At 35.4% G+C, this 18,321-nt stretch carries 14 protein-coding genes; 9 read left to right on the top strand and 5 right to left on the bottom strand.

What is annotated here, in order from left to right:
* Positions 1-5,132 (bottom strand): choice-of-anchor L domain-containing protein (locus B4N66_RS05470; RefSeq protein WP_291092979.1); only part of this gene is annotated, 5,132 nt, incomplete at its 3' end.
* A 202-nt stretch (positions 5,133-5,334) separates the two neighbouring features.
* Here B4N66_RS05470 and B4N66_RS05465 point away from each other — a divergent pair.
* Positions 5,335-6,087: a UDP-2,3-diacylglucosamine diphosphatase gene (locus B4N66_RS05465; protein WP_291092976.1), complete on the top strand. Its 753-nt coding sequence runs from the start codon at positions 5,335-5,337 to the stop codon at positions 6,085-6,087.
* On the opposite strand, the gene recJ is transcribed toward B4N66_RS05465, so the two are convergent.
* Both recJ and B4N66_RS05455 read right to left on the bottom strand, forming a co-directional pair.
* The gene (gene recJ / locus B4N66_RS05460; protein WP_291092974.1) at positions 6,084-7,772 is read right to left on the bottom strand and encodes a single-stranded-DNA-specific exonuclease RecJ; all 1,689 of its coding nucleotides are present in this window, start codon (positions 7,770-7,772) and stop codon (positions 6,084-6,086) included. The genes B4N66_RS05465 and recJ overlap by 4 nt on opposite strands.
* Before the next feature lie 21 nt (positions 7,773-7,793).
* On the bottom strand, positions 7,794-8,216 hold the full coding sequence (locus tag B4N66_RS05455) for an OsmC family protein (RefSeq protein WP_291092972.1): 423 nt from the start codon (positions 8,214-8,216) through the stop codon (positions 7,794-7,796).
* A 142-nt stretch (positions 8,217-8,358) separates the two neighbouring features.
* On the opposite strand from B4N66_RS05455, the gene B4N66_RS05450 reads away from it, so the two are divergent.
* Both B4N66_RS05450 and B4N66_RS05445 read left to right on the top strand, forming a co-directional pair.
* The gene (locus B4N66_RS05450) at positions 8,359-8,646 is read left to right on the top strand and encodes a helix-turn-helix domain-containing protein (RefSeq protein ID WP_291092970.1); all 288 of its coding nucleotides are present in this window, start codon (positions 8,359-8,361) and stop codon (positions 8,644-8,646) included.
* Between the two features lie 2 nt (positions 8,647-8,648).
* A complete protein-coding gene (locus tag B4N66_RS05445; RefSeq protein ID WP_291092967.1) occupies positions 8,649-9,938 on the top strand; it encodes a type II toxin-antitoxin system HipA family toxin in 1,290 nt (429 codons plus the stop codon).
* 56 nt (positions 9,939-9,994) lie between these two features.
* Here B4N66_RS05445 and rsmI read toward each other — a convergent pair whose 3' ends face one another.
* The gene (gene rsmI / locus B4N66_RS05440) at positions 9,995-10,672 is read right to left on the bottom strand and encodes a 16S rRNA (cytidine(1402)-2'-O)-methyltransferase (RefSeq protein ID WP_291092965.1); all 678 of its coding nucleotides are present in this window, start codon (positions 10,670-10,672) and stop codon (positions 9,995-9,997) included.
* 71 nt (positions 10,673-10,743) lie between these two features.
* Positions 10,744-11,688 carry a hypothetical protein gene (locus B4N66_RS05435; protein ID WP_291092962.1) on the bottom strand — a complete coding sequence of 315 codons (945 nt, stop codon included), beginning with the start codon at positions 11,686-11,688 and terminating at the stop codon, positions 10,744-10,746.
* Between the two features lie 103 nt (positions 11,689-11,791).
* Between B4N66_RS05435 and B4N66_RS05430 the strand changes: the two genes are divergently transcribed.
* From B4N66_RS05430 to B4N66_RS05405, 6 genes are all read left to right on the top strand, one after another.
* Positions 11,792-12,412, top strand: coding sequence for a thymidine kinase (locus tag B4N66_RS05430; protein ID WP_291092960.1), 621 nt, complete (start codon positions 11,792-11,794; stop codon positions 12,410-12,412).
* Between the two features lie 3 nt (positions 12,413-12,415).
* Positions 12,416-14,857: a bifunctional UDP-N-acetylmuramoyl-tripeptide:D-alanyl-D-alanine ligase/alanine racemase gene (locus tag B4N66_RS05425; RefSeq protein WP_291092957.1), complete on the top strand. Its 2,442-nt coding sequence runs from the start codon at positions 12,416-12,418 to the stop codon at positions 14,855-14,857.
* 65 nt (positions 14,858-14,922) lie between these two features.
* The gene (mscL, locus tag B4N66_RS05420; RefSeq protein WP_291092955.1) at positions 14,923-15,330 is read left to right on the top strand and encodes a large-conductance mechanosensitive channel protein MscL; all 408 of its coding nucleotides are present in this window, start codon (positions 14,923-14,925) and stop codon (positions 15,328-15,330) included.
* Between the two features lie 164 nt (positions 15,331-15,494).
* Positions 15,495-16,484, top strand: a complete 990-nt coding sequence (locus B4N66_RS05415; protein WP_291092952.1) for an aspartate-semialdehyde dehydrogenase — start codon at positions 15,495-15,497, stop codon at positions 16,482-16,484.
* A gap of 456 nt (positions 16,485-16,940) precedes the next feature.
* Positions 16,941-17,291, top strand: a complete 351-nt coding sequence (locus tag B4N66_RS05410; RefSeq protein ID WP_291092949.1) for a hypothetical protein — start codon at positions 16,941-16,943, stop codon at positions 17,289-17,291.
* A 237-nt stretch (positions 17,292-17,528) separates the two neighbouring features.
* Positions 17,529-18,131 carry an REP-associated tyrosine transposase gene (locus B4N66_RS05405; RefSeq protein WP_291092945.1) on the top strand — a complete coding sequence of 201 codons (603 nt, stop codon included), beginning with the start codon at positions 17,529-17,531 and terminating at the stop codon, positions 18,129-18,131.
* Positions 18,132-18,321 lie beyond the last annotated feature (190 nt).

Raw genomic sequence — 18,321 nt, 5'->3', positions numbered from 1 at the left:
GGATCGAATGTTGGAAGGATTTCAGAGGTGACAGTAACAATAAAACTACTTTGATCTACACAATTTGGATCAGTTGCAGAACTTGCATAAATGTAAACTGTTGTAGTTTCTGTAATAACTTCTCCGGGAAGTAACTGAGTTCCTAAACCATCTGCTTGAGTATAATAAGCATTGTTTACATTTAAGTCAGGCAATGTAAAGCTTTCACAAACGGTTACATCATCAAAAACATCTGCAACAATTGTGTTAATTGTGATTGTGAAAGATTCTTCATCAGAACAATCATCATTTTGGATATAAACAAACAACGTAGTTGTTTCTGTAATTTCTGTACCTGAAATCAATTGTTCTCCGGTTCCACCTGTTTGAGTGTAATAATTTCCAACTAGAAGAGTAGGCAAAATATAACTATCACATGCTGAAACATCTTCAATTGGTTCTACATCAACAAATGGAATCACTGTTACAGTAGTTGATGCAGTATTTGTACATCCACCAAAATCAACAGTAACTTGATAAATACCCGCAGTTGTTACAGAAATTGAACTGGTTGTATCAGGAAGAGGATTTGTGTCAACTGTCCAAGTATAAGTTACAGAATTTGGCTCATAATTGGTTGGTGTAACTTCAATAGTTCCTGTAGCTCCTTCACAAATAGAGAAATCAGGCGTTAAAGTAAACTGAGGTGTTAAATCTTCAACGATTAACTGAAAGTTATTCAATGCAAAACAATCACCACTAACAGGAGAAACTCTCACGTAGATAGTTTGAGGGTTTTCTGTGTTATTGAAAGCGGTTGGATTAGCTATAACATTTTGATTAAGTGTAGCGTCTGCTTCTGTTAAATAATAACCGATAACATAATTAGTCCCTAAAGGAGCTGTTAACGGCTCATCATTTTGAGTTAAATCAAAAGTACCAAAACCTGAAGCACTACAGAAGTATAAATCATTTGGTTCACCTGTCACAAAATCATCAAAGTATTCAATAACAATTGAATCTGAAGTACTACAATTGGTGTTAGTATATTGTGCTATGAGTGTGTATTGTCCTGGTTCATCTACAACAATAGAAGCTCCTGTCTCGTCTTCAATAACATCATCACCTAATAGCCATTGGAATGTGAATGTATCCGGACTCAAACCTGAATCAATAACAGTAGTATCTCCTGGGCATAAAGCATTTCCGGAGGCTACTAAAAAGTCATCTCCTAAATCAATATCACCAATGTTGAAACTACCTCCTTTTAAGAATACAGCTGAGTCGTAAGAATTATCTTGACGATCAGCGATAACTAATTTAATTCGATATGTATTATTTGGGATAACAACAGATGAAGCTGTCATAGGGATTGTTACTCCATTAAAGTTTGTTGGAGCTCCTAGTGGATTTAATCCCGTTGGTAGCTGATAGAAATTATCAAAATATTCCGGGTTTACTGAATCACAATCACCATTGTGAGCCTGATCACGAATAGTTACTACTGAAACCGGAACATTAGTGTCTGGAATAACAGCTAAATTGGTGGTTATATTCGTATTTAAATCAGTTAACAAAAAGGCAAATGCATCAGAGAAAGTACATTGAAAAGTTCCATATTCCTCAGAGGCAAATATAAAATCGAAACTTATAAAGTCAGTTAAAGGCACAAAATCAAACTCGATTATAGAAGCATTTCGAGAATTCATTGGATTACCTGTGCCAGCTAAAATAATTTCTTCTAAATCTGCATCTCCAACCCAAGCTTGATTACCATCTCCTAAAGTATCTAAATTCGGTCCCGGAGAGCTTGCTGCATTACCGGTTGTCATCACAATACCATTTTCAAACGGGAAGGTTGAACCATTTTGTTCAAAATAACCAATTCCATTTTCAGATCCAAAATTAGTACCTGTTGACCAAGTGATATTACTCACCAAAGCACATGTTGAATTGATTAATATATCTTGTACTAGTTCGGGTACAGTATATTGAGTCGTATTTGCTGAAATTGGAGGAGGAACAGTTCCAACGCACACGTTAAATGATGATGTCTGATTTGGGGTACCTGTCCATGTAAATACTCTAATTTTGTATGTTTCACCTGGTGTCAATCCTGAAACAACACTTTGATTCGTATCATTACATTCTAGTTGAACTAAGTTGCCACATTCGTCACCGGAATAAACAGCATGTATTAAAAAAGTAGTAGAACCGGTTATATTAATTAAGTTAACCGAATGAGTTGTTGTTTCTGCAACGAACTCAAACCAAACATCATCATCGGCAGTACCGTCACAGTTGTTTGGTTGTGCTGAAGCTGTTGCTCCAATTACTGTTCCATTTACAAACTGAACACAATTTGTGTCAGGATTAACCGGTACAGAAATTGCGTTATCACATTCATCATTTGCAATTAAAGTAACAAATGCTCTTGGTCCTGCCCAATTACTAATATCATCTTCTGCACAAAGAGCTCTAACATAAAATACATAGGCCGTTCCGGGCTCTAAATCAGTTGCGATATAAGTTGTTTCTGTAACAATTTCTCCAGTATCCGTTGGAAGAGGGGCTGGTGATCCGGCAGGTAAAATAATTACTTCCCAAGATGTCGCTGTCCCTATTTCATTCCAAGTTAAGGTTGCTCCAGTTTGCGTTAACGCTGAGGCTACCAAAGTATTCGGTTTAGGACACGTTGGGGGAGTACAACTTACAAAACCTGAATATAACGTTGTTCCTTGTGTTCCTTCGCCTGGTAATTTTATATATAATTGTTCTCCAAAAGGATCAAGAATTTCGACTCCCACTTCATTAGCAAAAAATCCTACTGTATTCCAAAACAATTCAAAAGGAAGATTATCGCACAAAGGAACCGTTACAGTTATTGGTCCTTCCCCTGTTGTAAATGTAGGCCCAATAACACCAACAACAATTCCGTTCTGTGTTACATTCATAGTGTTTCCATTCCAACCATCTCCCCAACTATCTGTCATTACAAAAGAATACAAACATTGATCAGAAACTTGACAAATAGTAGTGTTAAAAGTTAATGCTGATGACCAGTTTCCTGTTCCAGTAGCACAAATGGCTCTAACATATACATCATAAATCGTTGCAGGTTCTAATCCGGTAATTAAAAATGGATTTTCATCTGTCAATGTTCCTGTGTCCGATGCAGCAGGTGGTGTTGATGGAGAAGGTAACCAAATTACTTCATACTCTGTAATTCCTGGTACTACAGCCCATTGAACTTCAGCGGAAGTATCTGATATTTGACCCGCAACTGTTGCTAAACCTGTTGGAGCTAAACATTCTGGCACACCACATTCTACTAACGAATCGGTATATAAAACTGTTCCGGCTAAACCAGGAGACGAAGTATTCATATTATAAACGGATTGGTTTGAATCGTTTAATATTTCTATACGAACTTCTCCAGGAAATGATCCGGCTGTAATCCAAAATAAATCAAAAGGTAAGCCAGTACATAATGGCACAATAACATCTAACGGCCCTGTTCCGGTTGCAAGATTTAATGTAGCAATGACAATTCCATTTTGTCTAACTTGCATAAATGCTCCTTCCCATCCAAAGACTTGGTCAGACAATCTAAAAATATAATCACATTGATCTACTGCTTCACATATAGTTGTATTAAATAAAAATGGCCCTGACCAAACACTAAATGTTCCATCTCCACAATCTGCTCTTACATAATATTGATAAGCTGTTGCTTGCGTTAAACCATCAGCTAAAAATCCTGAATTTGTACTTGCAGGCTCACCTGAACCTGAAGGTATTGGCGAACCTGCCGGTTGCACCGCTACTTCCCATGCCGTTGCTCCACTAGGATTTGACCACGATAACTCTGCACTGGTCTGTCCTATATTAGCTGCCGAAAGCGATGCTGGAGGAGGACAGTTAACTACTTGAAGTGTCAATGTATAGTCTACCGTTTGGGGTGCTGCCCAAGTTGAAATAACAATATAATAGGTTTGACCAGCGGTTACAGGCAAATCAATAACCCTAGGAGTTTGATCACTACTCGCCACACCTGCAATACAACTAACCCCAACATTATCACAACTATTATAAACAAATAATCCAGACCATGTTCCAGTTGGAGTCATTGTAATGTTTACAACACCATTATTTTGAGCTGTAAAAGAATAAAAAACATCATCCCCATCTAAATAGCCATTAGTGCTTCCACATCCTGTACCAGGACTTCCGCCTAAATCGTCTCCATAACCTGAGGTAGAATCTGTAGTTGAATAAGGTAGAGAAGAAACTTGTATAGGAGCATTACAAGTTTGACCCGGAGAAGTTGTTAAAAAATTCACAGGTCCAACCCATTCACTATTACTCTCCGCACATACCGCTCTCACATAAACTTGGTACTGTGTTGTTACTGATAATCCGGTTGCATTAAATGTTGTTCCTGTAACTAACTCTCCTGAACCGGTTGGCGAATTTGGAAACTCAACAATTTCAATTTCAAACTGAGAAGCTCCTCCAGGATTATCCCATGTGATAGTCGCACCATCTAATGAAATACCACCCACTTGAATATTTTCAGGATTGATGCACTGTTCAACCAATCTTATGTCATCAACAATCCATCTATCTCCTGTTGGAGTACTTGTTGGTTGATTAACTATCAAAACAAATGCAATATAAATATCTTGCCCTGCATAACCTGCTTCGCCTAAATCTACTGTCTTCTCTTCGCAAATATTGAAAACCGCGTTCAATTCTGCTTCAGTCCATTGAGCAACAATTTGAAATCCACTGGTTTGAGAAACCGTAGAAACCCTAATTTGATAGGTTGTGTTATCAAATCCATTAATTGTTGAACGGGTTGAGAATAGTAATTGACCATTTTGAGGAACGGTCACTTGATCAGTTACCATCCATTTTTCAGAGGTATTTCCAGCTCCAATATTCTCCCTCCCGTTAGCAAAGGCAGAAACTAATCCCTCGCAAACTGTAGGAGGTGTAGTAACTGTTGAGATGGTGGTCCACTGATTGGAACCAAATCCATTGTTGTATACTGTCCAGCCAGCTGGAATTCCTCCCTCAAAATTCTCTTGAGCAGAGGAAATTGTTCCGGTCAGCAAGAACAACAGTAATAATAAGGTAATTTTTTTCATAAAATAAAGAGGTTTAGGTTGTTGTTTTTCGGTCAACTAAAATAGAAAAAATATACTGTAGGAAATAGCAAAAACGATTAAATGAATTAAAAAACGATATAATTCACAAAAATTCGTTAAAATGTTTGATTCTTCACAAAAAATGAATTTTAAATTGATAAAAAGACACGTTGTCATTTTTTATATCTTTGTCATTCAATAGATGAATTTGAAAACAAAAATTTATTTCGCTTCCGATCAACATTTTGGTGCTCCAACTCCTGAAGAAAGTTTTCCCAGAGAACAAAAATTTGTGGCTTGGTTGGACGTTATCAAACACGATGCCTCTGCACTTTTTTTATTAGGTGATTTATTCGATTTTTGGTTCGAATATAAAACAGTTGTACCAAAAGGGTTCGTGCGTGTTTTAGGTAAATTAGCCGAACTTCGCGACAGCGGAATCCCGATTTATTTTTTTGTTGGAAATCACGATTTATGGATGAATGATTATTTTGAAAAAGAATTAAACATTCCCGTTTTTCATGATAATCAAGAATATGCGTTTAACGGAAAAACTTTTTTAATTGGTCATGGTGATGGAAAAGGTCCTGGCGACAAAGGCTACAAACGAATGAAAAAAGTATTTACCAATCCTTTTTCAAAGTGGTTGTTCCGTTGGTTACATCCTGACATTGGTGTGAAATTAGCCCAATATTTATCCGTAAAAAACAAATTAATTTCCGGTGCCGAAGATGTCAAATTTTTAGGTGAAGAAAACGAATGGCTCGTTCAATACGCCAAACGAAAACTCACTTTCAAACATTATAATTACTTTATTTTTGGACACCGTCATTTACCTATGCAATTGGAAGTAGGCGAAAATTCAACCTACATTAATTTAGGCGATTGGATTGGATATTTTACCTATGGTGTTTTTGATGGAGAAAAATTTGAGTTGAAAGAATTCAAAAACTAACGAACATCTTTTGCCCTCAATTGAACAGTAACATTTCCATTGAATTCATTTTCATCAATACAAAATGCAATTTCAAACGGTTGATGATTTTGCGTTAGCTCCAATTTTTTTCCCAAACCAAAACCAATCACACCAAAACCTTCGGAGTTATTTTGTTTTACAAATAATTTCAAATGTTCTTCTTGCTGACCGATGGCTTTTCCGTAACCGGTATCCACGACATTTTTTGCCACAAAAACGGGTGTCATATTTTCGGGACCAAAAGGTTCAAATTGATTTAAAAGTCGAATTAATTTCGGATTGATATCAGTCAAATCCATTTCAGCATCAATTAAAATTTCAGGAATTAATAAATCAGGATGAATCGTTTCCTGAACTACTTTTTCAAACGCTTCTTTAAATTTTAGATAATTTTCTTCATTTAATGTCATTCCGGCCGCATACATGTGTCCGCCAAATTGTTCTAAGTGTTCTGAACATTTTTCCAAGGCATTATACACATCAAAATCTTTAACAGAACGAGCCGAAGCAGCCAATTTACCACCACTTTTCGTAAAAACTAAAGTTGGTCTGTAATAGGTTTCTGTTAAACGGGAAGCTACAATTCCAATCACGCCTTTGTGCCAATTTTCATTGTAAACAACGGTTGTGAATTTCTCTTTTTCGTTATTTTCTTCAATTTGAGCAAGTGCTTCAATGGTAATTTTTTTGTCTAAATCTTTCCGATCTACATTATATCCTTCAATTTCTGAAGCAAATTGTTCGGCTTGTTCAAGGTTGAATTCGGTCAATAATTCCACAGCGTGATTGCCGTGCTTAATTCTTCCGGCTGCATTAATTCGGGGAGCAATAATAAAAACTACATCGGTAATCGTAAGAACTTTTTTCTTTACGTTTTGAATTAATGCTTTTATTCCGGGACGTGGATTTGCATTAATCACTTCCAAACCAAATTTGGCTAAGATGCGATTTTCACCCGTCATCGGAACAATATCTGCTGCAATCGCTGTGGCAACTAAATCTAAATACGGAATCAAATCATCAATTGAATCGCCGTTATTTTTTGCTAAGGCTTGAACCAATTTGAATCCCACTCCGCATCCGCAAAGTTCATCATACGGATAAAAACAATCATTTCTTTTTGGGTCTAAAACAGCAATGGCTTCGGGCAAATTTTCACCGGGTCGGTGGTGATCACAAATGATGAAATCGATGTTTTTTTCCTTCGCATACGCCACGTGATCAATTGATTTTATCCCGCAATCTAAAGCAATAATTAATGAAAAACCGTTGTCGTCGGCAAAGTCAATTCCTTTATATGAAATGCCATAACCTTCGTCATAGCGATCCGGAATATACGTTGCAATATTAGGATAAATCGTTTTTAAATAGGAAGAAACCAATGAAACAGCCGTTGTTCCATCTACATCATAATCGCCAAAAACTAAAATATTTTCTTGATTAGAAATAGCTTTTTCTATCCGATGAACGGCTTTGTCCATATCTTTCATCAAATACGGATCATGCAAATCATCTAAAGTTGGTCTGAAAAACTGTTTCGCTTGTTCAAAAGTAGAAATTCCTCTTTGTACTAAAAGTGAGGCAACGAGTTCGCTTACATTAAGTTCTGAAGCTAATTGCGAAACCAAATGAGATTCCGGCTTGGGTTTGATGGTCCAACGCATACTGTATTAATTTTGAATGGCTTATAGTATGGAATGAAATTCAATTTTCACATCCACTTGAGCAAATTTACGAAACATTTCCATTACTCCACAATATTTTTCTATAGATAAATTGACAATTTTTTGCAGTTTCTCCTTTTCTAAGTCATTGCCATAAAAATGATAAACAACACGAACGGTATGATAATATTTTGGATGTTCCACACTTAAATCGCCTTCTACATCAATGTGAAATGAATGCACAGCAACTTTCATTTTGGGCATTAAAGAAGCTACATCCATTCCTGTGCAACCTGCCAAGGCATCAAGCATCAACGCTTTTGGACGAAGTCCGTTATTAGTTCCGCCGATTTCTAAATCGCCATCAATTCTGAAATTTCCTCCCGGATTTGTAGCTTCAAAAGCCATTCCGCCTAACCATTTTGTAGAAATTTGATGTGTCATGTTTTCCTTTTTTTCAAAGATAATACTTTTTTAAATTTTGAAAGAATGTGAAAAAATTTGTACATTTGTATAATATTTGTTTCATTAATGATTAAATTCGATTATAATGTATCAAAATAGTTACAATAAGAATTGGTATGCTATGACAGACGCTGTTGTAGTTCAAACACTTTGTGCCAGTTTGAAGCAAATGCGTCTTAATAAAAATATCTCTCAGGAAGAACTTGCCGAGCAATGTGGCTTAAGCCGAATAACTATCAGCCGTATGGAATCCGGAAAAGCGATTAATTTACTCACGATGGTTCAAGTAATGCGAGCATTAGGAAAACTGGATTTACTTAATCATCTCAATGAAGAACCAGAAATTAGTCCACTACAAGTGATGGAAGAACGTTCAAAATACCGTAAAAAAGCCTCTCCATCTAAATAAGTATGAATACGATTGCTTCTATAAAAATCTGGAATCAAAAAGTTGGTGCGGTGCTTTGGGACGAATCAAAGAATATTGGCGTTTTTGAATTTGATAAGAGTTTCGTCAATTTAGGATTGGATTTATCGCCGATTACGCTTCCGTTATCCGAAGCCAAAAAGGGACGAAGGGTTTTTTCCTTTCCTTTTTTAAATTTTGAAACTTTCAAAGGCTTGCCGGGTTTGTTGGCAGACAGTTTACCGGACAAATTTGGTAATCAAGTTATAGATGCTTGGTTGGCTCAACAAGGCCGATCGGCACAAAGTTTTAATCCCGTTGATCGATTGTGCTATATTGGTAAACGTGGTATGGGAGCTTTAGAATTTGAACCGGAATCCGGTTTGCAAGTGATTCCTTCGAACACCTTAGCCATTGAAGCATTGGTTGAATTTGCCAAAGAAGTTTTAGCAGAAAGAACTTCGTTCAAAACCAATTTGAAAGATGAAAAAGGCTTTTCAGATATTCTTCAAGTGGGAAGTTCTGCGGGTGGAGCACGTGCGAAAGCCATTATTGCTTACAATCAAAAAACAGGTGAAGTAAGATCCGGTCAAATTGATGGATTAGATGGTTTTGATTATTGGTTAATTAAATTTGATGGCGTAACCAATCATCAATTGGGCGATCCAAAAGGCTACGGCAACATTGAATATGCTTATTATTTGATGGCAACCGCTGCCGGAATTACTATGATGGAAAGCGAATTGAAAATAGAAAATCAGCGAGCCCATTTTATGACGAAGCGTTTTGATCGAGTTAACAATCAAAAAATGCACATGCAAACGTTGTGTGGTTTGGCTCATTTTGATTATAATATGCCGGGATCGTATTCGTATGAACAAGCCTTGATGGTTATGCGACAAATGCAATTGCCTTATCCCGATATGGAGGAATTATACCGAAGAATGCTATTTAATGTGATGGCTAGAAATCAAGATGACCACACAAAAAACATTTCTTTTTTGATGAATTCGGAAGGAAAATGGTCGCTTTCGCCTGCTTATGATGTGACTTTTGCTTTCAATCCGTCCAATTTTTGGTTGAAAGCTCATCAAATGACGATTAATGGAAAAAAAGAAAACATTGAGTTGAATGATGTTCTGTCTTTGGCAAAAAACGTCAACATCAAAAAACCTCAACAAATTATTGAAGAATGTCGGGAAGCGATTTCAAAATGGGAAGAATTTGCCGAAAAAGCCTTAATTCCTTCAACACAACAAAAAGAAATAAAAAGCTTATTTAATTTATTGATGTAACTTTATTGTTTCATTAATTCTAAAATTAAGTCATAATGAAACATTTTTGTAACATTTTATTTTGATGATTTTCCGCCAACCACTACCACAATTTCTCCTTTGGCCGGTTTAGCTTCAAAATGTTTTAAAACTTCGGATGCAGTTCCGCGAACGGTTTCTTCGTGCAATTTTGATAATTCTCTGGAAACGGAAACTGTTCTTTCTGGTCCAAAATACTGCACAAATTCTGCTAAGGTTTTGTTTAATTTGTGTGGAGAAACATAGAAAATCATCGTTCTAACTTCATCCGATAAAGCTAAAAATCGGGTTTGTCTTCCTTTTTTATCGGGCAAAAAACCTTCAAATACAAATTTATCGTTTGGCAAACCACTGTTCACTAAAGCGGGAACAAAAGCAGTTGCTCCGGGCAAACATTCTACTTCAATATTATTTTCAACACAAGCTCGGGTAAGTAAAAACCCTGGATCGGAAATAGCTGGCGTTCCTGCATCGGAAATCAACGCAATGGTTTCTCCGGCTTGCAAACGTTTAATCAAACCTTCCACGGTTTTGTGTTCGTTATGCATGTGATGACTTTGCATATGCGTTCCTATCTCGAAATGCTTCAATAATTTTCCGCTGTTTCGAGTGTCTTCGGCTAAGATGCAATCTACTTCTTTGAGCACTTTAATGGCTCTAAAAGTCATGTCTTCTAAGTTGCCGATAGGTGTGGGAACGATGTAGAGTTTGCTCATGGTAAAGTTTTAAAAATCATAAATAATGAGATCTCTCCTTCGTCGAGATGACAAGATTGTGGAGAAAATGTTTATGCAAACTTCTTCTCCACCAAATTCATAAAACGATCGGCATATTCTTCTTTTCCCTCCCAATTGTTATAATCGGGTTTCACCATATCTACAATAAATTGTTGTACTTCTTCAAACGAATCATAGGTGCTGATTTGCGAAATCACTCGGTTAAAATCTTCATTGCTTCCACCAAATAAATGTTTTACAAAAGCAATTCGGTCATTCAAACCAATGTTAATTCCTTTGATTAATGTATCGTTTAATGAGGATATTTTGTGTTCGGTTTTAATGGTATAAGTCTCGGTAGTCGTTTCAATTTTTACATCGGGAGTGATTACTTCTTCAACTTTTTCAAATGAGATTTCGGTTGTTTTTTCAACTTCCTGCGGAACATCATTCACTTTTACAAATTCAGGTTCTCTGTAGCCTGAACCTAATAAATCTTCAAACGAAATTTGTTTTTGTTCCAATTTTGAAGCAGGTTTTTCTTCTTCATCAGTTGCCAATTCAAACATCGGATTAAATAACGGCTCTTGTTTTTCTTCTTTTATTTCTTCTTTAACCGGTTCTTCTTTTTCTTCAGTAGCTTCTTCTTCTTTTTCTTCAAGAGCTTCTTCTTGCACTTCGGTTTCTTCGTCTTGTGCAACAACTTCTTCAGAAACTTCTTCTTCTTCTGTTTCTTCTTCAGCAACAGTTTCGGTTGGAACTTCTGCTTTAACTTCTTCTTCTTTCACAACAACTTCAGGCTGAGATGGAGCTTCGGCAAACAATTTTTCTTCTAATTCTTCTTCCGAAATTTCATTTTTCACCACATTGATATTTTCCTCATAAAAACGAAGAACAGCTAATTTTTCAACTAATTTTTGAGCTTCTTGATGCAATTGAACGACATCTTCTTTCCCTTTTAATTTTAAAACACGGTGTGCAATACTAATTAAATCTGCTTCTAACTTTTTCTTCATAACTTTTAAAATTATATTGAATTTAGCGACTGGAATTTTATAAATTTGTTTCTGATACAAAATAACATAAAATATGTTATTCTTTAGCTAAGAAAAGTATAAAATGTTTCTTGAAAATACCGTAAATCATAAAGAACAATTTGGCTGGATTGAAGTAATCTGCGGTTCGATGTTCTCCGGAAAAACCGAAGAACTCATCCGCCGACTCAAAAGAGCTCAGTTTGCCAAGCAAAAAGTCGAGATTTTTAAACCAGCCATCGATACGCGTTATCACGATGAAATGGTGGTTTCGCACGACTCAAATGAAATTCGTTCTACACCTGTTCCGGCCGCCGCCAATATTCGTATTTTGGCTCAAGGTTGCGATGTGGTTGGTATTGATGAAGCTCAGTTTTTTGATGATGAAATTGTGACTATTTGCAATGATTTAGCCAATTCCGGCATTCGAGTAATCGTAGCAGGATTGGATATGGATTTTAAAGGAAACCCTTTTGGCCCTATGCCTGCTTTGATGGCAACGGCCGAATATGTCACCAAAGTACACGCCGTTTGCACCCGTACCGGAAATTTAGCCAATTATAGTTTCAGAAAAGCAGACAACGATAAGTTGGTAATGCTTGGCGAAACTGAAGAATACGAACCGTTGAGCAGAGCGGCCTATTATCACGCGTTGCGGGAACAAGCGGAACACAAAACAGAAGCTGAAAACAAACCAAAATCGTAACCAGTGAGTCTCGTTTTAAACGATATTATTCCTCAACTACACGCTGAATTTTTCGGAAATCATCCTGATAACAGTATTCAAAATGTTTCCATCGACAGCCGATCGTTTCAAAACAACAAATACACCTTGTTTTTTTGTTTAATCGGACCGAATAATAACGGACATACTTATATTAATGAACTCATTGAAAAAGGCGTTTCCAATTTTGTGGTTTCTGAAAATGTAGAATCTATTGAAGGTGTAAATTTTCTAAAAGTAGAAGACACGTTGCTTGCTCTTCAACAGTTTGCGGCTTTTTATCGAAAAAAATTCACTTTTCCAATTATTGGTATTACAGGGAGTAACGGAAAAACCATCGTAAAAGAATGGCTTAATTTTTTATTGAGTCCCGATTATAATATCATCCGAAGTCCAAAAAGTTACAATTCACAAGTGGGTGTGCCGCTTTCTGTGATTGGGATTAACGAACAGCATAATTTAGGCATTTTTGAAGCAGGAATTTCAACCGTCAACGAAATGCAATTTCTTGAACCGATTATTCAACCCACTATCGGAATTCTGACCAATATTGGTTCTGCTCACGATGAAGGTTTTGAAAATTTAGGTCAGAAAATCAAAGAAAAATTAAAACTTTTTTCAAATGTTGACGTATTAATTTACAATAAAAATAAATCGATTGATGCTTTTCTAAATCCAAACATAAAGACATTTTCTTGGAGTTCAAGTGATAAATCGGCAGATGTGTTGGTTCATCATAAAACTACAAATGATAAAACGTGTTTGAATGTAACCTATAACAAAACCTGTTTCAAAATCAGCATTCCGTTTTCAGACGATGCGTCGATTGAAAATGTGATTCAATGTTTGATGGTGATGTTCCATTTCAACTATGATTTAGATACAATTCAAAACCGTCTTCTACTTTTATATCCAATCGAAATGCGTTTAAAAGTGAAGAAAGGAATCAACAATACAACCTTGATTGATGACAGTTACAGTTCCGATTTTCAATCGCTAAAAATTGCGTTGGACTTTTTGGAAAATCAAAAACAACATCATAAAAAAACATTGATTTTGTCTGATATTTTTCAAAGTGGTTTGCAAAATGATGAGTTGTATTCACGGGTTTCACAAATGGTTATTTCCAATAAAATCAGTCGTGTAATTGGTGTGGGGGAAACCATTTCAAACTATAAAAATAAGTTTCTAAACGGAATTACCTTTGCCACTCAAGCCGAATTTCTCGCTCATTTTGAAAGTTTAAATTTTGAAAACGAAACGATTCTCATCAAAGGAGCACGAAGTTTTCATTTTGAAGAAATTGTCTCGTTGTTGGAAGAAAAAACACACGAAACTGTTTTGGAAATTAACCTAAACGCCATTTCACACAATTTAAATTTTTACAAAGCCAAACTTGAGCCTGAAACCAAAATGATGGTGATGGTAAAAGCTTTCGGTTATGGAAACGGCGGTTTGGAAATTGCCAAATTATTAGAGTATCACAAAGTGGATTATTTAGGTGTGGCTTTCGCCGATGAAGGAATTTCACTCAAAAGCAACGGAATTCAATTACCGATTATGGTTTTAAATCCGGAATCGACCAGTTTTGAAGCCATCATTCAACATCAATTGGAACCCGAAATTTATAGTTTGAAAGGATTGAATGCCTTTTTAAAAATTGCAAGACAAAAACATTTGAAGCATTTTCCGATTCATATTAAAATTGATACCGGAATGCATCGATTAGGTTTTGATGAAATACATTTAGAAGAATTAATTTCAATCTTAAAAAATTCTAAAACAATTCAAGTGAAAAGCATTTTGTCGCATATGGCAACGAGTGATGATTTAGCACACAACGAATTTGCTTTGGAACAAATTGAAAAATTCAACCGCATTTCTAACTATATAAGTAAGGAATTAGAAATTAATCCGATTCGGCATATTTTAAATACTTCCGGAATTTCAAATTATCCGCAAGCACAATTCGATATGGTTCGATTAGGAATTGGTTTGTATGGCATTTCAAACGATGCCAACGAGCAAAAGTTTTTGGAAAATGTTGGAACTTTAAAATCCATTATTTCCCAAGTAAGAACCATTAAAGCAGGCGAAAGTGTGGGTTATGGCCGACGATTTATTGCCGAAAAAGAAACCCGAATCGCCACTATTCCAATTGGTTATGCCGACGGAATTAGAAGAAGTTGGGGGAACGGACTTGGTTTTGTTATGATAAACAACCAAAAAGCTACTATTGTTGGCAGTATTTGTATGGATATGTTGATGGTTGATGTCACCACCATTCCGTGTATTGAAGGAAATGAAGTGATTGTTTTAGGCGAAAATCCTTCTGCTACATTGATGGCAAATCAATTGAATACTATTCCGTATGAAATACTTACCGGAATCTCGCAACGGGTCAAGCGAATTTTTTACAGAGAATAATTTTTTTATTGTATATGTTAAAATTTTAACTAACTTCGTTTTACAAACTTTTAAAACAACTAAATATGTTAAAAGAATTCAAGAATTTCATCATGACAGGAAACGTAATTGAATTTGCGGTTGCTGTAATTATGGCTGGAGCTGTTGGGGCTGTAGTCAACGGATTTGTGAGCGACATCGTTATGCCTATTGTAGGAATGTTAACCGGTGGTGTTGATTTTTCTGAAATGAAAGTAGTTTTACAAGCTGCTGTAGCAGAATCTGAAGGTGTTGCCGCCGTTCCCGAAGTTGCCATTCGTTGGGGTGCTTGGGTAAATACTTTAGTTAATTTAGTTATTGTTGGTTTTGTAATGTTTATGATAATTAAGGCTTACAACAAAATGAGAAAGCCAAAAGAAGAGGCTCCTGCTCCACCAGCCGGTCCAACTCAAGAACAATTGCTAACAGAAATTAGAGATTTATTAAAAAAATAGAAGTTCCGCTACATTATATATTCTAACTAAACCCCTTGCTGAAAACAAGGGGTATTTTTACAAATTGTTTTAAATATAACAATTTGTTATTTTTTGTTAAAGCCATTTTTCACAACAATTAATTCTATACTTTTGCATAAGTTTTAACCTTTTAAATAATTAGTATGAGAGTTGCCGTTGTTGGTGCTACCGGAATGGTAGGCGAAGTAATGCTTCAAGTTTTAGCAGAAAGAAATTTTCCGATTACGGAATTAATTCCGGTTGCTTCTGAAAAGTCGGTTGGAAAAGAAATTGAATTCAAAGGAAATAAATATAAGGTAGTTGGATTGCAAACAGCCGTTGAAATGCGTCCCGACATTGCCCTATTTTCTGCCGGAGGAGAAACTTCCTTAGCTTGGGCTCCTAAATTTGCTGAAGCAGGCACAACCGTAATCGACAATTCTTCCGCTTGGCGAATGGATCCTACTAAAAAATTAGTGGTTCCGGAAATCAATGCTTCCGAATTAACTAAAGACGATAAAATCATTGCTAATCCAAACTGCTCTACCATTCAAATGGTGATGGTTTTAAATCCATTACATAAAAAATACAACGTAAAACGAGTGATTGTTTCCACGTATCAATCCATTACAGGAACGGGTGTAAAAGCAGTTCAACAATTAGAAAATGAATACGCCGGTGTGAAAGGCGAAATGGCTTATCCATATCCAATTCATCGAAATGCTATCCCACAATGTGATGTGTTTGAAGACAACGGCTACACCAAAGAAGAAATGAAATTGGTTCGTGAAACCCAAAAAATTATGGGTGATAGAAGCATTGCTGTGACCGCAACCGCCATCCGAATTCCTGTAGTTGGTGGACATAGTGAAGCCGTAAATGTTGAATTTTTAAATGATTTTGATGTAAATGAAGTGCGTTCACTTTTACACAATACTTCAGGCGTTACCGTTCAAGATAATTTAGACACCAAAACTTATCCGATGCCTATTTATGCTCAAGGCAAAGATGATGTTTTTGTAGGTAGAATTCGCCGTGATGAAAGTCAGCCCAACACCTTAAATATGTGGATTGTAGCGGATAATTTACGCAAAGGTGCAGCAACCAATACGGTGCAAATTGCGGAGTATTTGGTGGAGAATAATTTATTTTAAGATGATATTATTATAGTTAAAAGCTCCTTTTTTAGGGGCTTTTTTTGTTTATTACTTTCAAAGAATTTTAATTAAAGTAAGATAGTGTAGAATTTTTGTTATTTTTTAGTCAAATTTATGTTACGCGGCTAAAGAAGGTAATTTGATACAACAATAATTATGAATAATATTCCGATTATATTTATTTTAATTTGGTTAATTCTTGTAATTGCCAAGCTTTCAAAGCTAAATAAAGTTGAAGATTATACTGAAATTCTAAAACTGAAGAAATTTACTTTTTTTGGTTTGAGAGTACCCTGCTCCGCAAAGAGTTCAGTGAAAAATGTTCCTAAGAAAAGCTCCGCAAATGTCTCCCGACTTTGCGGAATTTTATTTAGCAGATAATTAATGAATTTTTTTGTTACTTTAGTTAAATTTATAATTCGCAAACTTGCGAAGTTATAATCACTACAAATTATGAATGAGAAAATCTTAAGACAATTAAAAGAAATCCAAATTCAAGCCGAAAATCTTCTTTTGGAAGAAGAATTCAACCCAGAAAAATTAAAAAACTTTTTTTTGTTTTCTGAAGAACTCAATTCGGTAATTTTAAAAACAACGAAAAATGAATTGATATTAGAACTTGTAAATGAAATCCAAAATACCGAATTCAAAAAAATGATTGAAAACTCGAAAACGGTAGAACTATTTGGTGTTGATTTCCTTGGTTTATTTAGAAAACATCCAAAATTGTTTTTTGTAAAAGACTTAATTAGTTTCTTAAGAAGTAAATATGCTTCGATAGAGTTATTACTCAGTAATGGGTAATAAGTAATTTTTCATAACTAGTCATGAACCATAATTCATAATTTGACTTTCTTCGTAAACTCTTCTTAAAAAATTCCCTATTTTACTACCTTTTCCCCCTGCTCCGCAAAGTGTTCTATCGAAAATTCCCTATGAAAAGCTTCGCAAATGTCTCCCGACTTTGCGGAATTCAAAAAAGTATTAATAGCCCTAAAACTTCACAAATTTTTACTATTTTTATTTAAAAATTTACACGCCATGAAAGAAGGATATGTTATTAGAGACCAAAAGTTGCCACACTTTTTAACCGCCACAATTGTTGACTGGGTCGATGTTTTTTCCAGAAAATCATATCGAGATTGTGTTATTGAATGTTTAGACTATTGCATCAAAAACAAAGGAATGATTTTATATAGTTATGTGATTATGACGAATCACATTCACATGATTGTTCAGTCAAAAGAAGGTAAATTGTCTGATTTAATTCGTGATTTTAAGAAATATACCTCAAAAACCATACTTGAGAAAATTCAGTCTGAACCTGAAAGCAGAAGAGAATGGATGTTAGAACGTTTTCAATTGGCAACAAAGACTCATATCAGAAATAAAAATTTTCAATTTTGGCAATTAGGAAATCATGCAGAAGAAATTTATTCAGAAAAGTTTATGTGGTCAAAAATTGACTATATTCATTTAAATCCTGTTCGTGCAGGATTAGTTGAAAAAGCAGCTCACTATCTCTATTCAAGTGCTTCAAATTATGTGCATAATGAAGGAATAATTAAAATTGAGTTGGTTGACATTCCTTTAAATAGCAAATTAAACCTCAATTCATTTATGAAAGACATTAGTTGTGATTAACTTACATTCCGCAAAGTCGGGAGACATTTGCGGAGCTTTGTGCTATTAATAAGACTTTGCGGAGCGGGGCAAGCTTTTTTTGTTTATTGTTTGGAAAGAATTATTGTTGGAAAAAGATAATTGGAAATTTTTACTATTTTTATACAGATTTATGTTTCGAAAAGGATAAGAATTTACTTGCCTGATTCAT

The organism is Flavobacterium sp. UBA2787 (assembly GCA_002352205.1).
Lineage (GTDB): Bacteria > Bacteroidota > Bacteroidia > Flavobacteriales > Flavobacteriaceae > Flavobacterium.
Note: the sequence above shows the minus strand (reverse complement) of the source record. Positions and strands in the feature narration are given on the sequence as shown.